This is a genomic window from Marinobacter sp. NFXS9 (assembly GCF_040148665.1).
In the GTDB taxonomy this organism is placed as follows: Bacteria; Pseudomonadota; Gammaproteobacteria; order Pseudomonadales; family Oleiphilaceae; genus Marinobacter_A; species Marinobacter_A mangrovi.
Genome location: NZ_JAGDDW010000027.1, coordinates 1 through 16,654, shown reverse-complemented (window position 1 = coordinate 16,654; position 16,654 = coordinate 1). Strand labels below are relative to the sequence as shown.

Genomic DNA, 16,654 nt, shown 5'->3' with positions numbered 1-16,654 from the left:
AACGGACGGCATTTACGCCTGATATTGGCTATTTTATGGTCAACCCCGGCGTTGCCGGATGAATCGGCAGAGACCGGTAAATTGCTGGCTGTCTGAAAACGGCGTTTTTGCAGGGGCGACTAATTATTGGCAATCAATAGATGCTCCCGGAGATCGTTCATCGATACCGTTGTGATCATAATCCAGGGAGGTTCGTACTCGGCCAGCGAAAGAAATAATTAACGCTCTGGCTCCCTTTTGCGATTTCGGGTTACAAATTTCCAGGGAACCTGCCGAGCCGTTTGCGGTACCTATGGCATTCCACTGGAATTGCGGGCGACTGGTTGGGATTTTCAGCACATTCCAGTCGCCCATGTCCAGAGATAGAGTGCGAATAACCTGATCGTCAGGTTCCAGTTGGCTGTTGCTGTTTGCGTCTTCAAAAACGCTGATTTTATGTTTCCATTGTGATGTGCAGCTACCTGAATCATCTAATGGGCAAACGGTGACCGTACTTTTATCGCTGATCGCTTTTGATCGGGCAAACTGAAACATTGAATACAAATCGTTGCGGGCTTCATCCGCTTTGGTTGTGACGATTAGATTCTCAAAAGATGGGGCAGCGATACTGAGGAGGACCGCTGCGACAGCCAAGGTAATAAGCAACTCAAGTAAGGTGTATCCCTTCGCTAGTCGTCGAAGAGCCATAGTTCGAACTCCTTTTCGTTTAAATTTGCCGATTCATCCTGAACCGCTTTTATAGGGGTTGGGCTGATTCATTAGTTGACTGGGGCTACTCCATCCCCAACTTCTTCAACTTATACCGCAACGCCCGAAAACTGATCCCCAACTTCTTGGCTGCGGCCGTCTTGTTCCACCGGGTCGCCTCCAGCGCCTTTTCAATCGCCTTGCGCTCGATCGACTCAAGATAATTTTCCAGATCCAGCTCGCCATCATCCGGCAGTTCCACCGCAGCGCCGGGCGCGGCGTCGGGATCCGCCTCGATACGACTGGTGGTCACCGGGCCGTGGCCCATGTGCAGGTCGTCGGCATCGATCTGGTCCAGGTCGCACAGGGTGAATGCGCGTTCCAGGACGTTTTCGAGTTCGCGAACGTTGCCCGGGAAGTCGTACTGTTTGAGTTTCTGCAGGGCGGCCGGTGTCAGCGAGGCCGGATCGCACTCATAGTCCCGGGCCAGGCGGGTCAGGATATGCTGGGCCAGCAGTTCGATGTCGTCCGGGCGCTCGCGCAACGGCGGGACTTTCAGTTCGATTACGTTGATGCGATAGAACAGGTCCTGGCGGAAATCGCCCTCCTGGACGAGAGTGGGCAGGTCCCGGTGGGTCGCGCTGAGGATTCGGATATCGACCGGGAATTCGCGGGACTCTCCGACAGGGCGCACGGCTTTTTCCTGAATCGCCCGCAGCAGCTTGACCTGCATGTTCAGCGGCAAGTCGGCTACCTCATCGAGGAACAGGGTGCCGCCGTCGGCGGAACGGAATAGACCGGCCTTGTTGTCGGTCGCGCCGGTAAAGCTGCCTTTCTTGTGACCGAAAAACTCGCTTTCCATCAGTTCGGAGGGAATGGCGCCACAGTTTACCGCGATAAACGGGCCTTCCTGCCGCGGACCCTGCATGTGAATCATCCGGGCCACCAGTTCTTTACCGCTACCGGATTCGCCGCTGATAAAGACCGGCGCCTGACTGCGAGCCAGCTTACGGGTCTGGTTGCGCAGACGGCGGATGCCTTCGGACTGGCCCAGTAACAGGCCGGGGTCGTCCTCTCCCGTGCGTTCGGCTTCGGGTTTGGAGAGCTTCAGGGCGCTGTTCACCAGTTCGCGCAAGCGGGGCAGTTCGACGGGCTTGGAAACGAAATCGAAGGCGCCGGCCTTGAGGGCTTCGATGGCGGTGTCCATGCTGCCGTAGGCGGTGATCACGGCCACCGGCGTTTGCGGGCAAACCCGCTGAATCCACTGGACCAGCTCAATCCCGTTGCCGTCCGGCAGGTTCATGTCCGTCAGGCACAGCTGCGGCGGATCGGATTCCAGTATCGCCTTGGCCGTGGTGACATCGGCGGCTGTCCTGACCTGGATGTCCATGCGCATGAGCGTGATTTCCAGCAGCTCCCGGATATCCGGTTCGTCGTCGATGATCAGCGCTGTCGGTGTGGTCATTGCACCGTCTCGTCCTGTTGTTAGTGGTTCGTCGTTGTTGGCCGTTTCGGAGATCGTTCTAGATCAGCCGCCCGTGATGGGCAAAGGTGATCCGGAAGCAGCTCCCTGGCCGGCCGTTGTCGAGTAAGGCCAGGTGGGCCTGGTTGGCTTCGCACAGCTCCCGTGCCAGATAAAGCCCCAGGCCGGTGCCGCTCTGGTCGGTGGTGTAGAACGGCTCAAAAATGTGTTCGCGTTGCTCGCTGCTGATACCGGCTCCCTGATCCTGAATGTCGATATAGCAGCGTTCGCCATCCCCGGTGACACCAACACAGATGTTCAGTGTTGCCTTGCCGGTTTGGGCCTTGCTGTAGCGCAAGCCGTTATCGCACAGGTTGACCAACACTTGAGCCATCTGGCTTTTGTCGAAGCGGGCCGGTGGCGCCTGGTCGGGAAGATCGAGCATGATGTTCGGCGTGTTGCCGTCCATCCCGTTGCTCGCGCCATGCTGATAGTCCTCGACAAATTCCTGCAGCCAGCTGTCGATCTGGACCAGTTCGATGTCCGCCTGGCGGCGTCGGGACAGGTCCAGTACGTTCTCGATAATACCGTTGACCCGTTTGGAATGCCGCTGAATGATGTCGACCATTTTACGGTCAGCAGCATCGCAGTTGGGTGATTCATTCAGCAATTGTGCCGCGTGACTGATGGCGCCGAGCGGATTGCGGATCTCATGGGCGATACCGGCCGTCAGCCGCCCGAGTGACGCCAGCTTCATTTGCTGCGCCTGGAGCGTCACTTTACTCATATCCTCGATGAATATCAGGATGTGATCGCCCCGTTCCTGATGAAGCCGGGTGAAGTTGGCTTGGAGCATGGGGGCAATGGGCGTTGCCTGGAACGGCTCGGTTCGGGTTCCGGGGGAGTTCACCCACTGGTCCAATCGTTGTCTCAGAGGTGGCGGCAGCAATCCCATATCGTCGTTCCCGGGGCGGTCGCCAAACAGCAGTTCATGGGCAGCGGCGTTAGCCAGACGAACCAGCCCGAAACGGTCGGTAACGATAATGCCGGTTCGCATCCGCTGGATGATCTGCTGGTTGATCTGTTCCAGTTCATGCAGGCTTTGGGCGCGGGAGCTGGCGAGTTGTTCGCTGCGGATCATGCGTCGGGTGATGCTCTGGAGCAGGAAGGCCGCTGCGAAATAGAGAATGCCCAGTGAACCGGCCCGGACGATCTCGTCGGCATTGGTCTCAAAGGTCAGGGAGGACCAGGTGGCAACGCCCAGCGAGCCGATAGTGGCAAGAGCCGCATAGAACAGGCCGACACGGCTCGGGGTCAGGATGTTGCCGGCGGCGACGGTGACAATGATCAGGTTGGCCAGGCCGCTGGTCATGCCGGCGCTGAACAGCAACAGGGCATGCAGGGCAACGATGTCGATCAGGATCGACAGGGTGATGTGGCGCTGATTGGGTTTGGCACCGGCAAAGAGCATGATGGCCGTGAAGACGTTCAGCGCCAGGTAGGCCAGCACGCAGATCTGGTAGAACTCCGGCGCCCGGAATTTGGTGTCCAGGGTGCCTGGATCGACAAACAGCAGGCCGGCCAGGATAAGACTGATGACCAGTCGATAGTGGTTATAGATACGGAGCAGGCGTGGGCGCTGGCTTTCCTGGAACGGCAAGGTGTCGCGGGCTGATGTAACGCTGTCCGGAGTCATGGCAGGCGATCGAAAAATCCTGTTTCCTGTCGAAGGGATAAAACGTTGGCAGGTATAATAGCGGTTTAAACCCGCTTGTGGACAGGAGAAAGGCATGATTTCCGGCCAGACAGAGGCATCCCCCGGCCAACGACTGACAGTAACCATGGCCCAGGTGGATTGCCTGGTTGGCGACATCCCCGGAAACGCCGATAAGATTCTGGCGTCGGCCCGAAAGGCGGTGGACGAGCAGGGGGCTGATATCGTCGTTTTTCCGGAGCTGGCGCTGACCGGCTATCCACCGGAAGACCTGCTGCTGCGCCCCAGTCTCGATGGTCGCGTCGAAGAGGCGCTGGATCGGCTGGCGGCCGAGAAATTACCCGCCGCCCTGGTGGTGGGCACGCCGGTGCGCCGTGCTGGCCTGCTTTACAATGCCGCGGTGGTCATTGAACAGGGCGAGCATCGGGCCGCCTACCTCAAGCAACAGTTGCCGAATTATCAGGTGTTTGATGAAAAGCGGTATTTTGCGGCCGGCACGGAGCCCTGTGTCACCCTGATTCAGGGGGTGCCTGTCGGGATCACCGTCTGTGAGGACATCTGGATGGATGGCCCCGTCGAGCAGGCGGCGGCAGCCGGTGCCAGGCTCATCCTCAACCTGAACGCTTCCCCTTATGACCTGGACAAGCAGGCGCGCCGTAAGGCGTTGCTGGAGCGGCGTGCCCGGGAAAACGGCGTGTCCGTGGTGTACGTCAATCTGGTGGGCGGCCAGGATGAGCTGGTTTTTGATGGTGGCTCCATGGTCGTCGATCACTCCGGTGAGCTGGCTGTTGAGGTACCGCAGTTTGCCGAAGGACTGTTTCCCGTCGAATTCATCGTGGATCGACACTGCCAGCCTGTCTCGCAGGCACCGATTCCCGAGCCGTCGTTGGAGCAGAATGTCTACAACGCCCTGGTGCTAGGTGTCCGCGATTACGTCAACAAGAACGGCTTCGCGTCCGTTGTGCTGGGGCTTTCCGGCGGTATTGATTCGGCGGTGACGCTGGCGGTTGCCGTCGATGCACTGGGCCCGGAGCGGGTGCGGGCCGTGATGATGCCGTTCCGCTATACCTCCGGTATCAGCCTGGAGGATGCCGAGTCCGAAGCCACCGCGCTGGGTGTGCAGTACGACGTCTTCTCCATCGAGCCGATGTACGATGCCTTTATGGCCGCGTTGGCGACGCCGTTCGAAGGCACGAAGCCGGATACGACCGAGGAGAACCTCCAGGCCCGGTTGCGTGGTGTACTGCTGATGTCCCTCTCCAACAAGTTCCGCTCGCTGGTGCTGACCACTGGCAACAAGAGTGAAATGGCCGTGGGGTATTCCACGCTTTATGGTGATATGGCTGGTGGCTTCGATGTCCTCAAGGACGTGCCGAAAACCCTGGTGTACCGCATCGCCAATTACCGCAACACGTTGGGCGCCGTTATCCCCGAGCGGGTGATCACCCGGCCGCCGTCAGCGGAATTGGCGCCAGACCAGAAAGACGAGGACAACCTGCCGGGCTACGATACCCTCGACCAGATTCTGCACCAGTATATCGAGCGGGATATGAGCGCCGAGGCGATCATCGCCCAGGGCTTCGAGCGCGCGGATGTGGAGCGCGTGGTCCGGTTGGTGGACATCAACGAGTACAAGCGGCGGCAGGCGCCCATCGGAGTGCGGATTACGGAGCGGGGCTTCGGAAAGGACCGGCGCTATCCCATCACCAACGGGTGGAAGCTGGGCAAATAGCGCCGGGGGGCAGGGCGACGGGTTACTCGTCGCCCATCAGGCCAAAGGTGACGACACTGCTCAGCGAGCGATCTTCTGTCTTGATGGTGCTGGGCTGATATTTCATGTTCTTGTCGAACGCATCGCTGTTGGGGTAGTTGATCGCCAGCAGGGCCGTCGCGTCGTCGGCCGCTTTCTTCAGGTCGAGAAAGCGGTAGGTGTCAATCAGGATCTTCAGGGAATCCTCGACCGCCGGCGTGTTGGGGAAATTCTCCAGAACGTAGCGGGCCCGGTTATTGGCCGCAATGTAGGCCTGGCGCTTGATGTAATAGCGCGCGGCGTGCAGTTCCAGCTTGGCCAGGCGGTTGCGGATTGCCACCATGCGCTGGCGGGCGTCGGCGGCATAGTCGCTGTTGGGGTAGCGGCTCAGCAGTTCGGAGAAGTCACGGAAAGCCTGGCGTTGTTCCCCGGGATCCCGCTCGGAAATGTCGATCGGGAAGAACTTGCCGGCGAGGCTGATATCCAGGTTGTACGACGCCAGGCCGCGCATATAGAGGGCGTAGTCTGCGTGTTCGCTCTGCGGGTTGAGCCGCAGGAACCGATCCGCGGCGGACCGTGCACCTTCCAGGTCGAGATTCTGGTAGCGGGCGTAGATCAGGTCCAGTTGCGCCTGTTCGGCGTAGCGGCCGAAGGGGTAGTAGGTTTCCAGGGACTCGAGATTGCGTTCGGCCTCGTTGAAATTGCCCCCGTTCATGGCCGAGCGGGCCTGCTCGTAGTAGGTCTTTTCCGGCAGGACTTCTTCCGGTTTGGATGCACAGCCGGCGATCATCGCGAGGATGGCCGACAACAGCAGCAAGCGAACACCTGATCTCATGCCTGATTCCCGTATAATGAAAAGCGTTCGACATTGTAACGGCCCTATACCACCTTGTGCAGGGGCCTGACATGCTTTACAAAAAATTTAGGGGATTGAATGTCCGCGGAAGACCGTATAAGCGGTGAATTTGAAGTGCCGGCCGAGCTGAGTGACCGTCGCCTGGACCAGGCGGTGGCGGAACTGATGCCCGATCATTCCCGGTCCCGCATCCAGGGCTGGATCAAAGCCGGCGACCTGACCGTCAACGGGCAGGCTCGCAAGCCGCGTGACAAGGTCATGCTGGGCGACGTCATCGCCGTCAATGCGGAGCCGGAAGTCCAGGTAACCTGGGAAGCAGAATCCATCGACCTGGACATCATCTACGAAGATGAGCACATCCTCGTGATCAACAAACCGGCCGGACTGGTGGTCCATCCTGCCGCGGGTCACGCCGCCGGCACGCTCGTCAACGCGCTCCTGCACCATGCGCCGGAAGTCGACAAGCTGCCTCGGGCCGGCATTGTTCATCGGCTGGACAAGGACACCAGTGGCTTGATGGTGGTCGCTCGCAGCCTGATTGCCCACACTTCGTTGGTGGACCAGTTGCAGACCCGTACCATGGGACGGGAATACGATGCCGTCATGGTGGGCACGATTACCGGCGGCGGTGCGGTGGACGCCCCCATTGGCCGGCACCCCACCCAGCGCAAGAAAATGGCGGTCGTCTCCGATGGCAAACCGGCGGTGACCCATTACCGACTCGTCGAACGATTCCCCGCCCACACTCATGTGCGCTGTAAGCTGGAAAGCGGGCGGACCCACCAGATTCGGGTGCACATGGCCCATATCCGTCACGCCATGGTCGGCGATCCGGTCTACGGCGGTCGGATGCAATTGCCGAAGGGCTGTACGCCGGAACTTAAGGAGGTGCTGCGCCAGTTCCAGCGCCAGGCCCTGCATGCCCGAAAGCTGACCCTGGTCCATCCCGCCACGGATGAGGAAATGAGTTGGGAAGCGCCGCTGCCCGCCGACATGGCTGAGCTTCTGGACGCCTTGCGCGCCCACGCCCGCGCGCAGGAGCAACGATGACACTGCCGCTGATCGTGCCAGCGTGGTCGTTGCCGGACAATGTCCGGGCGGCGGTGACGACACGCGTCGGCGGTATCAGTGAGCCGCCTTATGACACCTTGAATCTGGGGGATCACGTTGGTGATGACGCCGCGGCGGTCGCCGCCAATCGATTCCGCGTGGCGACTTCTATGAGGCTCAGGCCTGAGTCGATCGGCTGGGTTCGGCAAGTCCATGGCAAGGACGTGGCGGCCTTGCCCGGCGAAGCAGGTGGCGAAGCCGACGCCTCCTGGACACGCGATCCAGGCGTGGCCTGTGCCATTCTGACCGCGGATTGCCTGCCGGTGTTGTTCTGCGCCGGCGACGGCTCTCAGGTCGCGGCGGCTCATGCCGGTTGGCGCGGCCTGGCTTCTGGGGTGCTGGAGGCGACGCTATCCACGTTCCAGAGCGTCGATGAAGTGAGTGTCTGGCTCGGCCCGGCCATCGGTCCGGATGCTTTTGAAGTGGGTAGCGAGGTTTTTCAGGCTTTCGTGGATAACGATGACAGCGCGGTGTCCGCTTTTCGCCATTCTCCCGAACGGCCCGGTCATTACCTCGCTGATCTCTACACACTGGCTCGTCTCCGGCTGTGTCAGGCCGGCATCCAGGCCGCACAGATCCATGGCGGCGGCTTCTGTACGTTCCGTGATCGTGAACGCTTCTACTCCTACCGGCGCGATGGCCAGACCGGTCGCATGGCCAGCCTGATCTGGCGTGTATGACGCCAGAGTGGTCAGGCACCTGCGGTAAATTTGATCCAGCGCAATCGTCTACTTGATTTCCCTAACGACCGCTTGAAGTCCCCTCCGACGCCCCTACATTTAAAACAAATCACAACGCCAGAGACGGACTGAACGTCTCCGACAGCGGCGTTTTCTATCCAGAATCGAGGAAACAACATGCGAATCGACAAACTGACCAGTCGACTCCAAACCGCACTGGCCGATGCGCAGTCCATTGCGGTGGGTAAGGACAACAACTTCATCGAGCCACTCCATCTGATGCAGGCATTGCTGGATCAGGACGGCAGTTCTATCAAACCCCTGCTGAAGCAGGTCGGGGCGGACCCGGCGCGCCTGCGCCAGTCCGTGGCCCGGGAAATCGAAAACCTGCCGGAGGTCAAAGGTTCGGCCGGCGACGTGGCCATGTCCAATGATCTCGGGCGCCTGTTCAACATTGCCGACAAACTGGCGCAGCAGCGCAAGGACCAATTCATTTCCAGCGAGCTGGTCCTGCTGGCGGCGCTTGAAGATCGGGGCACGTTGGGGCGCGTCCTGCGCGAACACAACGTGGACCGCAAGGCGCTGGAGCAGGCGATCGATGAAGTCCGCGGTGGCGAATCGGTGGACGACGCCTCGGCCGAAGAGAATCGTCAGGCCCTGTCCAAGTACACGATTGACCTGACCGAGCGCGCGGCTGAAGGCAAGCTGGATCCGGTGATCGGCCGGGACGACGAAATCCGCCGCACCATCCAGGTCCTGCAGCGCCGGCGCAAGAACAACCCGGTGCTGATCGGCGAGCCCGGTGTGGGTAAAACGGCGATTGTCGAAGGTCTGGCTCAGCGGATCGTGAATGGCGAGGTGCCTGACGGTCTCAAGGACAAAAAGGTCCTGTCCCTGGATATGGGGTCGCTGATTGCGGGCGCCAAGTTCCGCGGGGAGTTCGAGGAACGTCTCAAGGCGGTGCTCAATGAGCTGTCCAAACAGGAAGGTCAGATTATCCTGTTTATCGATGAGATCCACACCATGGTTGGAGCCGGCAAGGCCGAAGGCTCCATGGACGCGGGCAACATGCTCAAGCCAGCGCTGGCACGGGGCGAGCTGCACTGCGTGGGTGCCACGACCCTGGACGAGTACCGTGAAAACATCGAGAAGGATGCCGCCCTCGAACGTCGATTCCAGAAAGTGCTGGTGTCCGAGCCCTCCGAGGAAGACACCATTGCCATCCTGCGCGGGCTGAAAGAGCGCTATGAAGTACACCACGGCGTTGAGGTTACCGACGGCGCGATCATTGCGGCGGCCAAACTGTCGCACCGGTACATCACCGACCGGCAGTTGCCGGATAAGGCGATCGACCTGGTCGATGAAGCGGCCAGCCAGATCCGTATGGAGATGGACTCCAAACCGGAGGCGCTGGACCGTCTGGAGCGCCGGCTGATCCAGCTCAAGATTGAGCGCGAGGCCCTGAAGAAAGAAACCGATGCGGCATCCAAGAAGCGTCTTGAGGAACTCAAGGATGTGATTGGCAACGTCGAGCGCGAGTATGCCGACCTCGAGGAAGTCTGGAATACGGAAAAAGCCGCTCTGCACGGCTCCCAGAAGATCAAGAGCCAGCTGGAACAGGCCCGGATTGATCTGGAAAACGCCCGTCGTGCCGGCGACCTGGGCAAAATGTCCGAGCTGCAATACGGCACGATTCCGGAACTCGAGCGCCAGCTGGATATGGCCAGCCAGGCCGAGATGATGGAAATGAAGCTGCTGCGTAACCGGGTGACGGACGAAGAGATCGCCGAAGTCGTGTCCAAGTGGACCGGCATTCCCGTGTCCAAGATGCTCGAGGGTGAGCGCGATAAGCTGATGCGCATGGAAGAGGCCCTGCATGAGCGGGTGATTGGGCAGGACGAAGCGGTCGAGGCCGTGGCCAATGCCGTGCGGCGGTCCCGTGCCGGGCTGTCCGATCCCAACCGGCCCAACGGCTCGTTCCTGTTCCTTGGGCCCACGGGCGTGGGCAAGACCGAGCTGTGCAAGTCGCTGGCCTCATTCCTGTTCGACACGGAAGAGGCGATGGTGCGGATCGATATGTCCGAGTTCATGGAGAAGCACTCCGTGGCGCGGTTAATCGGCGCGCCTCCCGGCTATGTGGGTTACGAGGAAGGGGGCTACCTGACCGAAGCGGTCCGTCGCCGGCCCTATTCTGTCCTGTTGCTCGATGAGGTGGAAAAGGCGCACCCGGACGTGTTCAACATCCTGTTGCAGGTGCTGGAAGATGGGCGCCTGACCGACGGCCAGGGGCGCACGGTCGATTTCCGCAACACGGTGATCGTGATGACGTCGAACCTGGGGTCGGACCTGATCCAGACCATGGCCGGCAAGGACGATTACAACGCCATGAAAGACGCGGTGATGGAGGTGGTCGGCACCCATTTCCGCCCGGAATTCATCAACCGGGTTGATGAAGTGGTGGTGTTCCATCCGCTGGCGCGCAACCAGATCGAAGGGATCGCACGGATTCAGATCGGTTCGCTGAGTCGTCGTTTGCGGGATCAGGACATGACGCTGGAGTTGTCCGATGCCGCGATGGATCGGATCAGCGAAGTGGGGTACGACCCGGTGTATGGCGCGCGTCCTTTGAAGCGGGCCATCCAGCGGTTGATCGAAAACCCGTTGGCTCAGCGCCTGCTGAAGGGTGACTTTGCGCCGGGCGACACCATTGTGGCGGACGTCGACGGCGATCAGTTGGGGTTTAGTCGTAAAGCCGCCTGATCAAGGAACGGTTATCCATTAACCTAACGAAAAAGGGGCCTCTTGAGGCCCCTTTTTATTTTGAGACGACGATGGCTCAGTTCGCGCAATCTTCATCGATGATTTTCTGGAACTGCTCTTTCTTCTTCTGGATTTCTTCCGGAGTCAGGTAGCGCTGCTCGCCGTCTTCGCTGATCTTGATGCGGGCGTTGTTGCTGATGGTCTGCAGGTTCTTGGTGGCGATTTCGCAATTCTTCTGGCGTTGCTTGGCCTGAGCTTCTTCCTCTCGGCTCTCTTTGTCTTTCTTGGCTTGCTCGGCGCGGGATTTGTCGAGGGCGTCCACTTCCTGTTGGGGCGACATCCGTTTCTCGTTGGTGTCCGCCTTGGACGTGCCGGAGCGAACATTGACGGTCTCGCTCTGCTTGTTCATCGGTTTCTGGTCGCCGAAGTGAACGACGCCATTTTCATCCTTCCATTTATAGACGGAAGCGGCGGTTGCCGTAAAAGAGCTGATGGCGAGTAAAAAGGTCAGAGCAATGCCAAGTGTTTTCATGCAGATACAACCTGTTTCCCTGTTCAACCGGCAATCGGACATCGCCGGCGGATTCAACTGTCTTCACGCCGCCATTCTGCCATGGCTGGGCCCGTTCTGCTTAGGATTAGCCAAAAACTGTGCAATGGCCAGCATCGGGCTGTCGTAATTATGTAACCGCATTGCTCCCCAAAACCCGCCGCGGCGCGCCTTGGCGAGGCTTCGCTATTGACAGGACGTTTCCCGCTGTCACAATTGGCGATTGCCTGAAAACAGGGGTGAATACGGCAGGCAATCCCGAGCAGTATCCCCGTTGATTACCACGCTGAACCTTTCGCGCAGCCCGCGTGATGGGGCTGTATTCCGTGCAGCCCGACGAATGGCCGACCTCCGGCACCCTCAGGAGGCCCGGCTGGCCAGGAGAGACAACCTCTGCGTCCCTCAGTGTGGTGGAATGTCCGGTCCGGCTTTCACAAGAAGCAATGCACCGGAACCCCAGGCAACCGGCGACAGTCCGGTACATTCACTCTATAGAGAGGGTAGAGAAAGTGGAGTTATTGTCTGGCGCAGACATGCTGATTCGTTCCCTGCAGGATGAAGGGATCGAGTACATCTACGGTTATCCGGGTGGTGCAGCGCTGCATATCTATGACGCCCTGTTCAGGCAGGACAAAGTCAAACACATCCTGGTTCGCCATGAACAGGCCGCTGTTCACATGGCGGATGGTTACGCCCGGGCCAGTGGCAAGCCCGGTACCGTACTGGTGACGTCCGGTCCCGGTGCGACCAATACCATTACCGGCATTGCCACAGCCTTCATGGATTCCATTCCGATGGTGGTTCTCTGTGGTCAGGTGGCTTCCACGCTGATCGGTGAGGATGCCTTCCAGGAAACGGACATGATCGGTGTCTCCCGTCCCGTGGTGAAGCACAACATCAGTGTGCGTCATCCGTCGGAGATCCCCGAAGTTATCCGCAAGGCCTACTACATCGCGGCGACCGGCCGTCCGGGACCGGTGGTGGTCGATATCCCGAAGGATATGACCACGCCTAACGAGCGCTACGAGTACGAGTACCCCAAAAAGGTCAAACTGCGCTCCTACAATCCCGCGATCCGGGGCCATGCCGGCCAGATCCGCAAGGCGGCGGAAATGCTGCTGGCGGCCAAGCGCCCCATCATCTATGCCGGTGGTGGCGTCGTTCTTGGCAAGGCCTCGGAGCAGCTGACGGATCTGGCACACATGCTGGGTCATCCGGTCACCAATACCCTGATGGGGATTGGCAGCTTCCCGGCATCTGATAAGCAGTCGCTGGGCTGGCTGGGGATGCATGGTTCCTATGAATCGAACATGGCCATGCACCATTCGGATCTGATCCTGGCGGTGGGTGCCCGTTTCGACGATCGGGTGACCAATGCCACCGAGAAGTTCTGCCCGGGCGCGCGCATCATCCATATCGATATCGACCCGGCGTCCATTTCCAAGACGGTCGAAGCCGACGTGCCCATTGTCGGTCCAGTGGATTCGGTGCTCAAAGAGCTGATTGCCCTGGTCAAGGAAAGCAAGGCCAAGCCGGATAATGAAGCGCTCAAGGCCTGGTGGAAACAGATCGACGAGTGGCGGGCGTTCCACGGTATGCGCTACGAAAAGAGCGATACCTACATCAAGCCTCAGGAAGTGATCGAAGCGCTGCACCTGCTGACCAATGGCGAGGCCTACGTAACGACCGACGTCGGCCAGCACCAGATGTTCACGGCCCAGTACTACAAGTTCAACAAACCCAATCGCTGGATCAATTCCGGCGGCCTCGGCACCATGGGCTTCGGTCTGCCAGCGGCGATGGGTGTCAAGTTGAGCTACCCGGACGATGACGTCATCTGCGTCACCGGCGAAGGCAGTATCCAGATGAACATCCAGGAGCTGAGTACCTGTAAGCAATACAACCTGCCGGTGAAGGTGGTCAACCTGAACAACCAGGCTCTGGGCATGGTCAAGCAGTGGCAGGACATGAACTACGAATCCCGTCACTCCCAGTCCTACATGGAATCCTTGCCGGATTTCATCAAGCTGGCCGAGGCCTATGGTCACGTGGGTATTCGCATCGACCGCAAGGAAGATCTTGAGCCCAAACTCAAGGAAGCCTTCGCGATGAAGGACAAGCTGGTCTTCATCGATATCTATGTTGATCCGCACGAGCACGTTTACCCGATGCAGGTGGCCCGTGGCTCGATGAAGGACATGTGGCTCAGCAAAACGGAGAGGGTGTGATCCATGCGTCGAATCATTTCTGTTTTGCTTGAAAACGAGCCGGGTGCACTGTCTCGCGTCGTGGGTCTGTTTTCCCAGCGCAACTACAACATCGAGACCTTGACGGTCGCACCCACCGAGGACGAGACGCTTTCGCGCCTGACGGTCACCACGACGGGCTCGGACCGGGTCATCGAGCAGATCACCAAGCAGCTGAACAAGCTGATTGAAGTGGTCAAACTCGTCGACCTCACCGAGGGATCGCACATCGAGCGCGAACTGATGCTTATCAAGCTCAAGGCGAGCGGGTCGCAGCGCGCGGAGATCAAGCGAACCGTCGACATCTTCCGGGGGCAGATTGTGGACGTGACCAGTACGGTCTATACCGTCCAGCTGGCCGGGGACAGTGACAAGCTCGATGCCTTTATCCAGGCCGTCGGTACCACCGGTGTTTTGGAAGTCGTGCGTTCGGGTGTCTCGGGTATTGCCCGGGGCGAGAAAGTACTCAGCATCTGATTGAAACCATCTCATGAATCGCGACCGGATGCGGTCCGATAGGTAACAGGGGAAAGTTATGCAGGTTTTTTACGATAAAGATTGTGATCTCTCCATCGTCCAGAGCAAGAAAGTGGCGATCATCGGCTACGGCTCCCAGGGCCACGCTCACGCCAACAACCTGAAGGATTCCGGCGTCGACGTCGTGGTCGGTCTGCGTGCCGGCTCTTCCTCAGCTGCCAAGGCCGAAGGGGCTGGTTTGACCGTTAAGACGGTTGCTGAAGCGTCCAAGGAAGCCGACATCGTGATGGTTCTGGCTCCGGACGAGAACCAGAAAGCCATCTACGAAAACGAGATCGAGCCGAACCTGAAGAACGGTGGCGTGCTGGCGTTCGCCCACGGCTTCAACGTTCACTACAACCAGATCGTGGCTCGCAAGGATCTGGACGTGATCATGGTGGCACCGAAGGCGCCGGGCCATACCGTACGCACCGAGTTCGTTCGCGGTGGCGGCATCCCGGATCTGATTGCCATCCACCAGGACGCTTCCGGCAACGCCAAGAACATCGCGCTGTCCTATGCCAGTGCGATCGGTGGTGGCCGTACCGGTATCATTGAAACCACATTCCAGGACGAGACTGAAACCGATTTGTTTGGTGAGCAGGCGGTTCTGTGTGGCGGTACCGTTGAGCTGGTCAAAACTGCGTTCGAAACGCTGACCGAAGCGGGCTACGCGCCGGAAATGGCGTACTTCGAGTGTCTGCACGAGCTGAAGCTGATCGTCGACCTGATGTATGAAGGCGGTATCGCCAACATGAACTACTCCATCTCCAACAACGCGGAGTATGGTGAGTACGTCACCGGTCCGGAAGTCATCAACGAGCAGTCCCGCGAAGCCATGCGCAATGCACTGAAGCGCATCCAGAGCGGTGAATACGCCAAGATGTTCATTCAGGAAGGTAACACCAACTATCCGTCCATGACGGCGCGTCGTCGCCTCAATGCCGGTCACGACATCGAAGTGGTGGGTGAGAAGCTGCGTTCCATGATGCCGTGGATCTCCGCGAACAAGATCGTGGACAAGGAAAAGAACTAAGCGTTAGTTTTTCGGAAAACGCGACCTTCGGGTCGCGTTTTTTCGTTGTGGGCATCTTGGTTTGCATTTCTGTCACTTGACCGTACAGGGTGGTGGATCAGCTATAATGCCCGTTGCATGTTTTGTGGGTTGAATCGGAATGAGTGAAAAAAACGAATCGGAACATGGCGCCTCGAACACAGATGAAGCGCTGCAGCAGGATGGAGAGGTTGTGGAAGAAGAAGTGGTTGAGGGCGCGCGGGTCCGTCGCAAGGGGATTTACCTGCTGCCCAACCTGCTGACGACGGCTTCGCTGTTTTCAGGCTTCTTCGCGATGGTGTCCGCCGCCAACAGCATGTTTGAGAAAGCGGCTATTGCCATCTTTGTCTCCATGATTCTGGATGGTCTGGACGGCCGTGTCGCCAGGATGACCAATACCCAAAGCAAGTTCGGTGAGGAATACGACAGCCTGGCTGACATGGTTGCTTTCGGCGTGGCGCCGGGGTTGGTGGCGTTTTTCTGGTCCCTGAACAGCTTCGGTAAATTCGGCTGGGCCATAACCTTTATTTACGTGGCCGGTGCGGCCTTACGTTTGGCGCGCTTCAATACTCAGATTGGTTCGGTGGACAAGAAATATTTTGTCGGTTTGCCGAGTCCGTCTGCGGCTGCTGTTGTGGCGGGACTGGTCTGGTGCTTCCAGGGATTCGAGCCCCAGGTCTGGCTCAAGTTGCTGACGGTTCTGGTGGTCGCTGGCGCGGGCGTATTGATGGTCAGCAATATTCTCTACCGCAGCTTCAAGGATTTGGACTTGCGTGGGCGTGTGCCTTTTGCGGCCATTCTTGTCGTGGTCCTGGTGTTTGTGGTCGTGACATTGGATCCTGGGACGGTGCTTTTTGTCGGTTTCCTGGTCTATGGGCTGTCCGGACCGACTCAGGCGTTGTTCCGTAAAATGAGGCGATCCAAGCCGGTTGTTTCTGACGGAAATGAAGGTGACCAATAAGGCCAGCGTTTTGTTTGATAAAAGGGCTGTTTCCAAATTGAAAATGGCCCTTTTGTCGTTTATGGGCGCTGATTCAGGTTTTCAGGCAGGGAGTTGGTCTTTTCCTTCGACGCCGTTTTGCCGGGTTTGCGGCTTTTTTGGTGACTTTGTGATCGGTTTGTTGGTTGCCTTGTGTGTTTTGTGAACAGTTCATTTCGGAAAACCGAGACTTTGACTAAAAAGCTTTAAAAAGGGCTTTACAGGTCCGCTGGGGTCTGTAGAATGCGCATCTCTTTCGAGGGGCACGCCACTGAGGCGGGGCCGAAATC

At 58.8% G+C, this 16,654-nt stretch carries 14 protein-coding genes; 9 read left to right on the top strand and 5 right to left on the bottom strand.

The genetic code is table 11. From position 1 onward, the window contains the following. Positions 1-123: 123 nt before the first annotated feature. From J3364_RS22245 to J3364_RS22235, 3 genes are all read right to left on the bottom strand, one after another. Entirely contained in the window at positions 124-687 is a 564-nt protein-coding gene (locus J3364_RS22245) for a GspH/FimT family pseudopilin (RefSeq protein ID WP_349560360.1), read from the bottom strand. Positions 688-772: 85 nt separating this feature from the next. After that, positions 773-2,152, bottom strand: a complete 1,380-nt coding sequence (locus J3364_RS22240) for a sigma-54-dependent transcriptional regulator (RefSeq protein WP_349560359.1) — start codon at positions 2,150-2,152, stop codon at positions 773-775. Positions 2,153-2,210: 58 nt separating this feature from the next. Further along, positions 2,211-3,845 carry a sensor histidine kinase gene (locus J3364_RS22235; protein WP_349560358.1) on the bottom strand — a complete coding sequence of 545 codons (1,635 nt, stop codon included), beginning with the start codon at positions 3,843-3,845 and terminating at the stop codon, positions 2,211-2,213. Positions 3,846-3,939: 94 nt separating this feature from the next. On the opposite strand from J3364_RS22235, the gene J3364_RS22230 reads away from it, so the two are divergent. Then, the gene (locus J3364_RS22230) at positions 3,940-5,595 is read left to right on the top strand and encodes an NAD+ synthase (protein ID WP_349560357.1); all 1,656 of its coding nucleotides are present in this window, start codon (positions 3,940-3,942) and stop codon (positions 5,593-5,595) included. A 22-nt stretch (positions 5,596-5,617) separates the two neighbouring features. On the opposite strand, the gene J3364_RS22225 is transcribed toward J3364_RS22230, so the two are convergent. Continuing rightward, positions 5,618-6,448 carry an outer membrane protein assembly factor BamD gene (locus tag J3364_RS22225; protein ID WP_123634218.1) on the bottom strand — a complete coding sequence of 277 codons (831 nt, stop codon included), beginning with the start codon at positions 6,446-6,448 and terminating at the stop codon, positions 5,618-5,620. A 99-nt stretch (positions 6,449-6,547) separates the two neighbouring features. On the opposite strand from J3364_RS22225, the gene rluD reads away from it, so the two are divergent. The 3 genes from rluD (at position 6,548) to clpB (ending at position 11,019) form a co-directional block, all read left to right on the top strand. Next, positions 6,548-7,519: a 23S rRNA pseudouridine(1911/1915/1917) synthase RluD gene (rluD, locus tag J3364_RS22220; RefSeq protein WP_349560356.1), complete on the top strand. Its 972-nt coding sequence runs from the start codon at positions 6,548-6,550 to the stop codon at positions 7,517-7,519. After that, entirely contained in the window at positions 7,516-8,259 is a 744-nt protein-coding gene (gene pgeF / locus J3364_RS22215; RefSeq protein ID WP_349560355.1) for a peptidoglycan editing factor PgeF, read from the top strand. The genes rluD and pgeF overlap by 4 nt, the downstream gene beginning before the upstream one ends. Positions 8,260-8,436: 177 nt before the next feature. Next, entirely contained in the window at positions 8,437-11,019 is a 2,583-nt protein-coding gene (clpB, locus tag J3364_RS22210) for an ATP-dependent chaperone ClpB (protein ID WP_349560354.1), read from the top strand. Positions 11,020-11,095: 76 nt separating this feature from the next. Here clpB and J3364_RS22205 read toward each other — a convergent pair whose 3' ends face one another. Next, a complete protein-coding gene (locus J3364_RS22205; RefSeq protein ID WP_349560353.1) occupies positions 11,096-11,551 on the bottom strand; it encodes a DUF4124 domain-containing protein in 456 nt (151 codons plus the stop codon). Positions 11,552-12,078: 527 nt separating this feature from the next. Between J3364_RS22205 and J3364_RS22200 the strand changes: the two genes are divergently transcribed. The 5 genes from J3364_RS22200 (at position 12,079) to J3364_RS22180 (ending at position 16,530) form a co-directional block, all read left to right on the top strand. Further along, the gene (locus tag J3364_RS22200; protein WP_349560352.1) at positions 12,079-13,797 is read left to right on the top strand and encodes an acetolactate synthase 3 large subunit; all 1,719 of its coding nucleotides are present in this window, start codon (positions 12,079-12,081) and stop codon (positions 13,795-13,797) included. 3 nt (positions 13,798-13,800) lie between these two features. Beyond that, positions 13,801-14,292 carry an acetolactate synthase small subunit gene (gene ilvN, locus J3364_RS22195; protein ID WP_123636764.1) on the top strand — a complete coding sequence of 164 codons (492 nt, stop codon included), beginning with the start codon at positions 13,801-13,803 and terminating at the stop codon, positions 14,290-14,292. A 58-nt stretch (positions 14,293-14,350) separates the two neighbouring features. Continuing rightward, positions 14,351-15,367, top strand: a complete 1,017-nt coding sequence (gene ilvC / locus J3364_RS22190; protein WP_349560351.1) for a ketol-acid reductoisomerase — start codon at positions 14,351-14,353, stop codon at positions 15,365-15,367. A 139-nt stretch (positions 15,368-15,506) separates the two neighbouring features. Beyond that, on the top strand, positions 15,507-16,346 hold the full coding sequence (pssA, locus tag J3364_RS22185) for a CDP-diacylglycerol--serine O-phosphatidyltransferase (RefSeq protein ID WP_349560350.1): 840 nt from the start codon (positions 15,507-15,509) through the stop codon (positions 16,344-16,346). Then, positions 16,336-16,530, top strand: coding sequence for a hypothetical protein (locus tag J3364_RS22180; RefSeq protein WP_349560349.1), 195 nt, complete (start codon positions 16,336-16,338; stop codon positions 16,528-16,530). Before pssA ends, J3364_RS22180 begins: the two co-directional genes overlap by 11 nt. Positions 16,531-16,654 lie beyond the last annotated feature (124 nt).

Bases quoted from the DNA above. Each gene is read 5' to 3' on its own strand.
- J3364_RS22245 (WP_349560360.1), bottom strand. From the start codon at position 687: ATGGCTCTTCGACGACTAGCGAAGGGATACACCTTACTTGAGTTGCTT.
- J3364_RS22240 (WP_349560359.1), bottom strand. From the start codon at position 2,152: ATGACCACACCGACAGCGCTGATCATCGACGACGAACCGGATATCCGG.
- J3364_RS22235 (WP_349560358.1), bottom strand. From the start codon at position 3,845: ATGACTCCGGACAGCGTTACATCAGCCCGCGACACCTTGCCGTTCCAG.
- J3364_RS22230 (WP_349560357.1), top strand. From the start codon at position 3,940: ATGATTTCCGGCCAGACAGAGGCATCCCCCGGCCAACGACTGACAGTA.
- J3364_RS22225 (WP_123634218.1), bottom strand. From the start codon at position 6,448: ATGAGATCAGGTGTTCGCTTGCTGCTGTTGTCGGCCATCCTCGCGATG.
- rluD (WP_349560356.1), top strand. From the start codon at position 6,548: ATGTCCGCGGAAGACCGTATAAGCGGTGAATTTGAAGTGCCGGCCGAG.
- pgeF (WP_349560355.1), top strand. From the start codon at position 7,516: ATGACACTGCCGCTGATCGTGCCAGCGTGGTCGTTGCCGGACAATGTC.
- clpB (WP_349560354.1), top strand. From the start codon at position 8,437: ATGCGAATCGACAAACTGACCAGTCGACTCCAAACCGCACTGGCCGAT.
- J3364_RS22205 (WP_349560353.1), bottom strand. From the start codon at position 11,551: ATGAAAACACTTGGCATTGCTCTGACCTTTTTACTCGCCATCAGCTCT.
- ilvN (WP_123636764.1), top strand. From the start codon at position 13,801: ATGCGTCGAATCATTTCTGTTTTGCTTGAAAACGAGCCGGGTGCACTG.
- ilvC (WP_349560351.1), top strand. From the start codon at position 14,351: ATGCAGGTTTTTTACGATAAAGATTGTGATCTCTCCATCGTCCAGAGC.
- pssA (WP_349560350.1), top strand. From the start codon at position 15,507: ATGAGTGAAAAAAACGAATCGGAACATGGCGCCTCGAACACAGATGAA.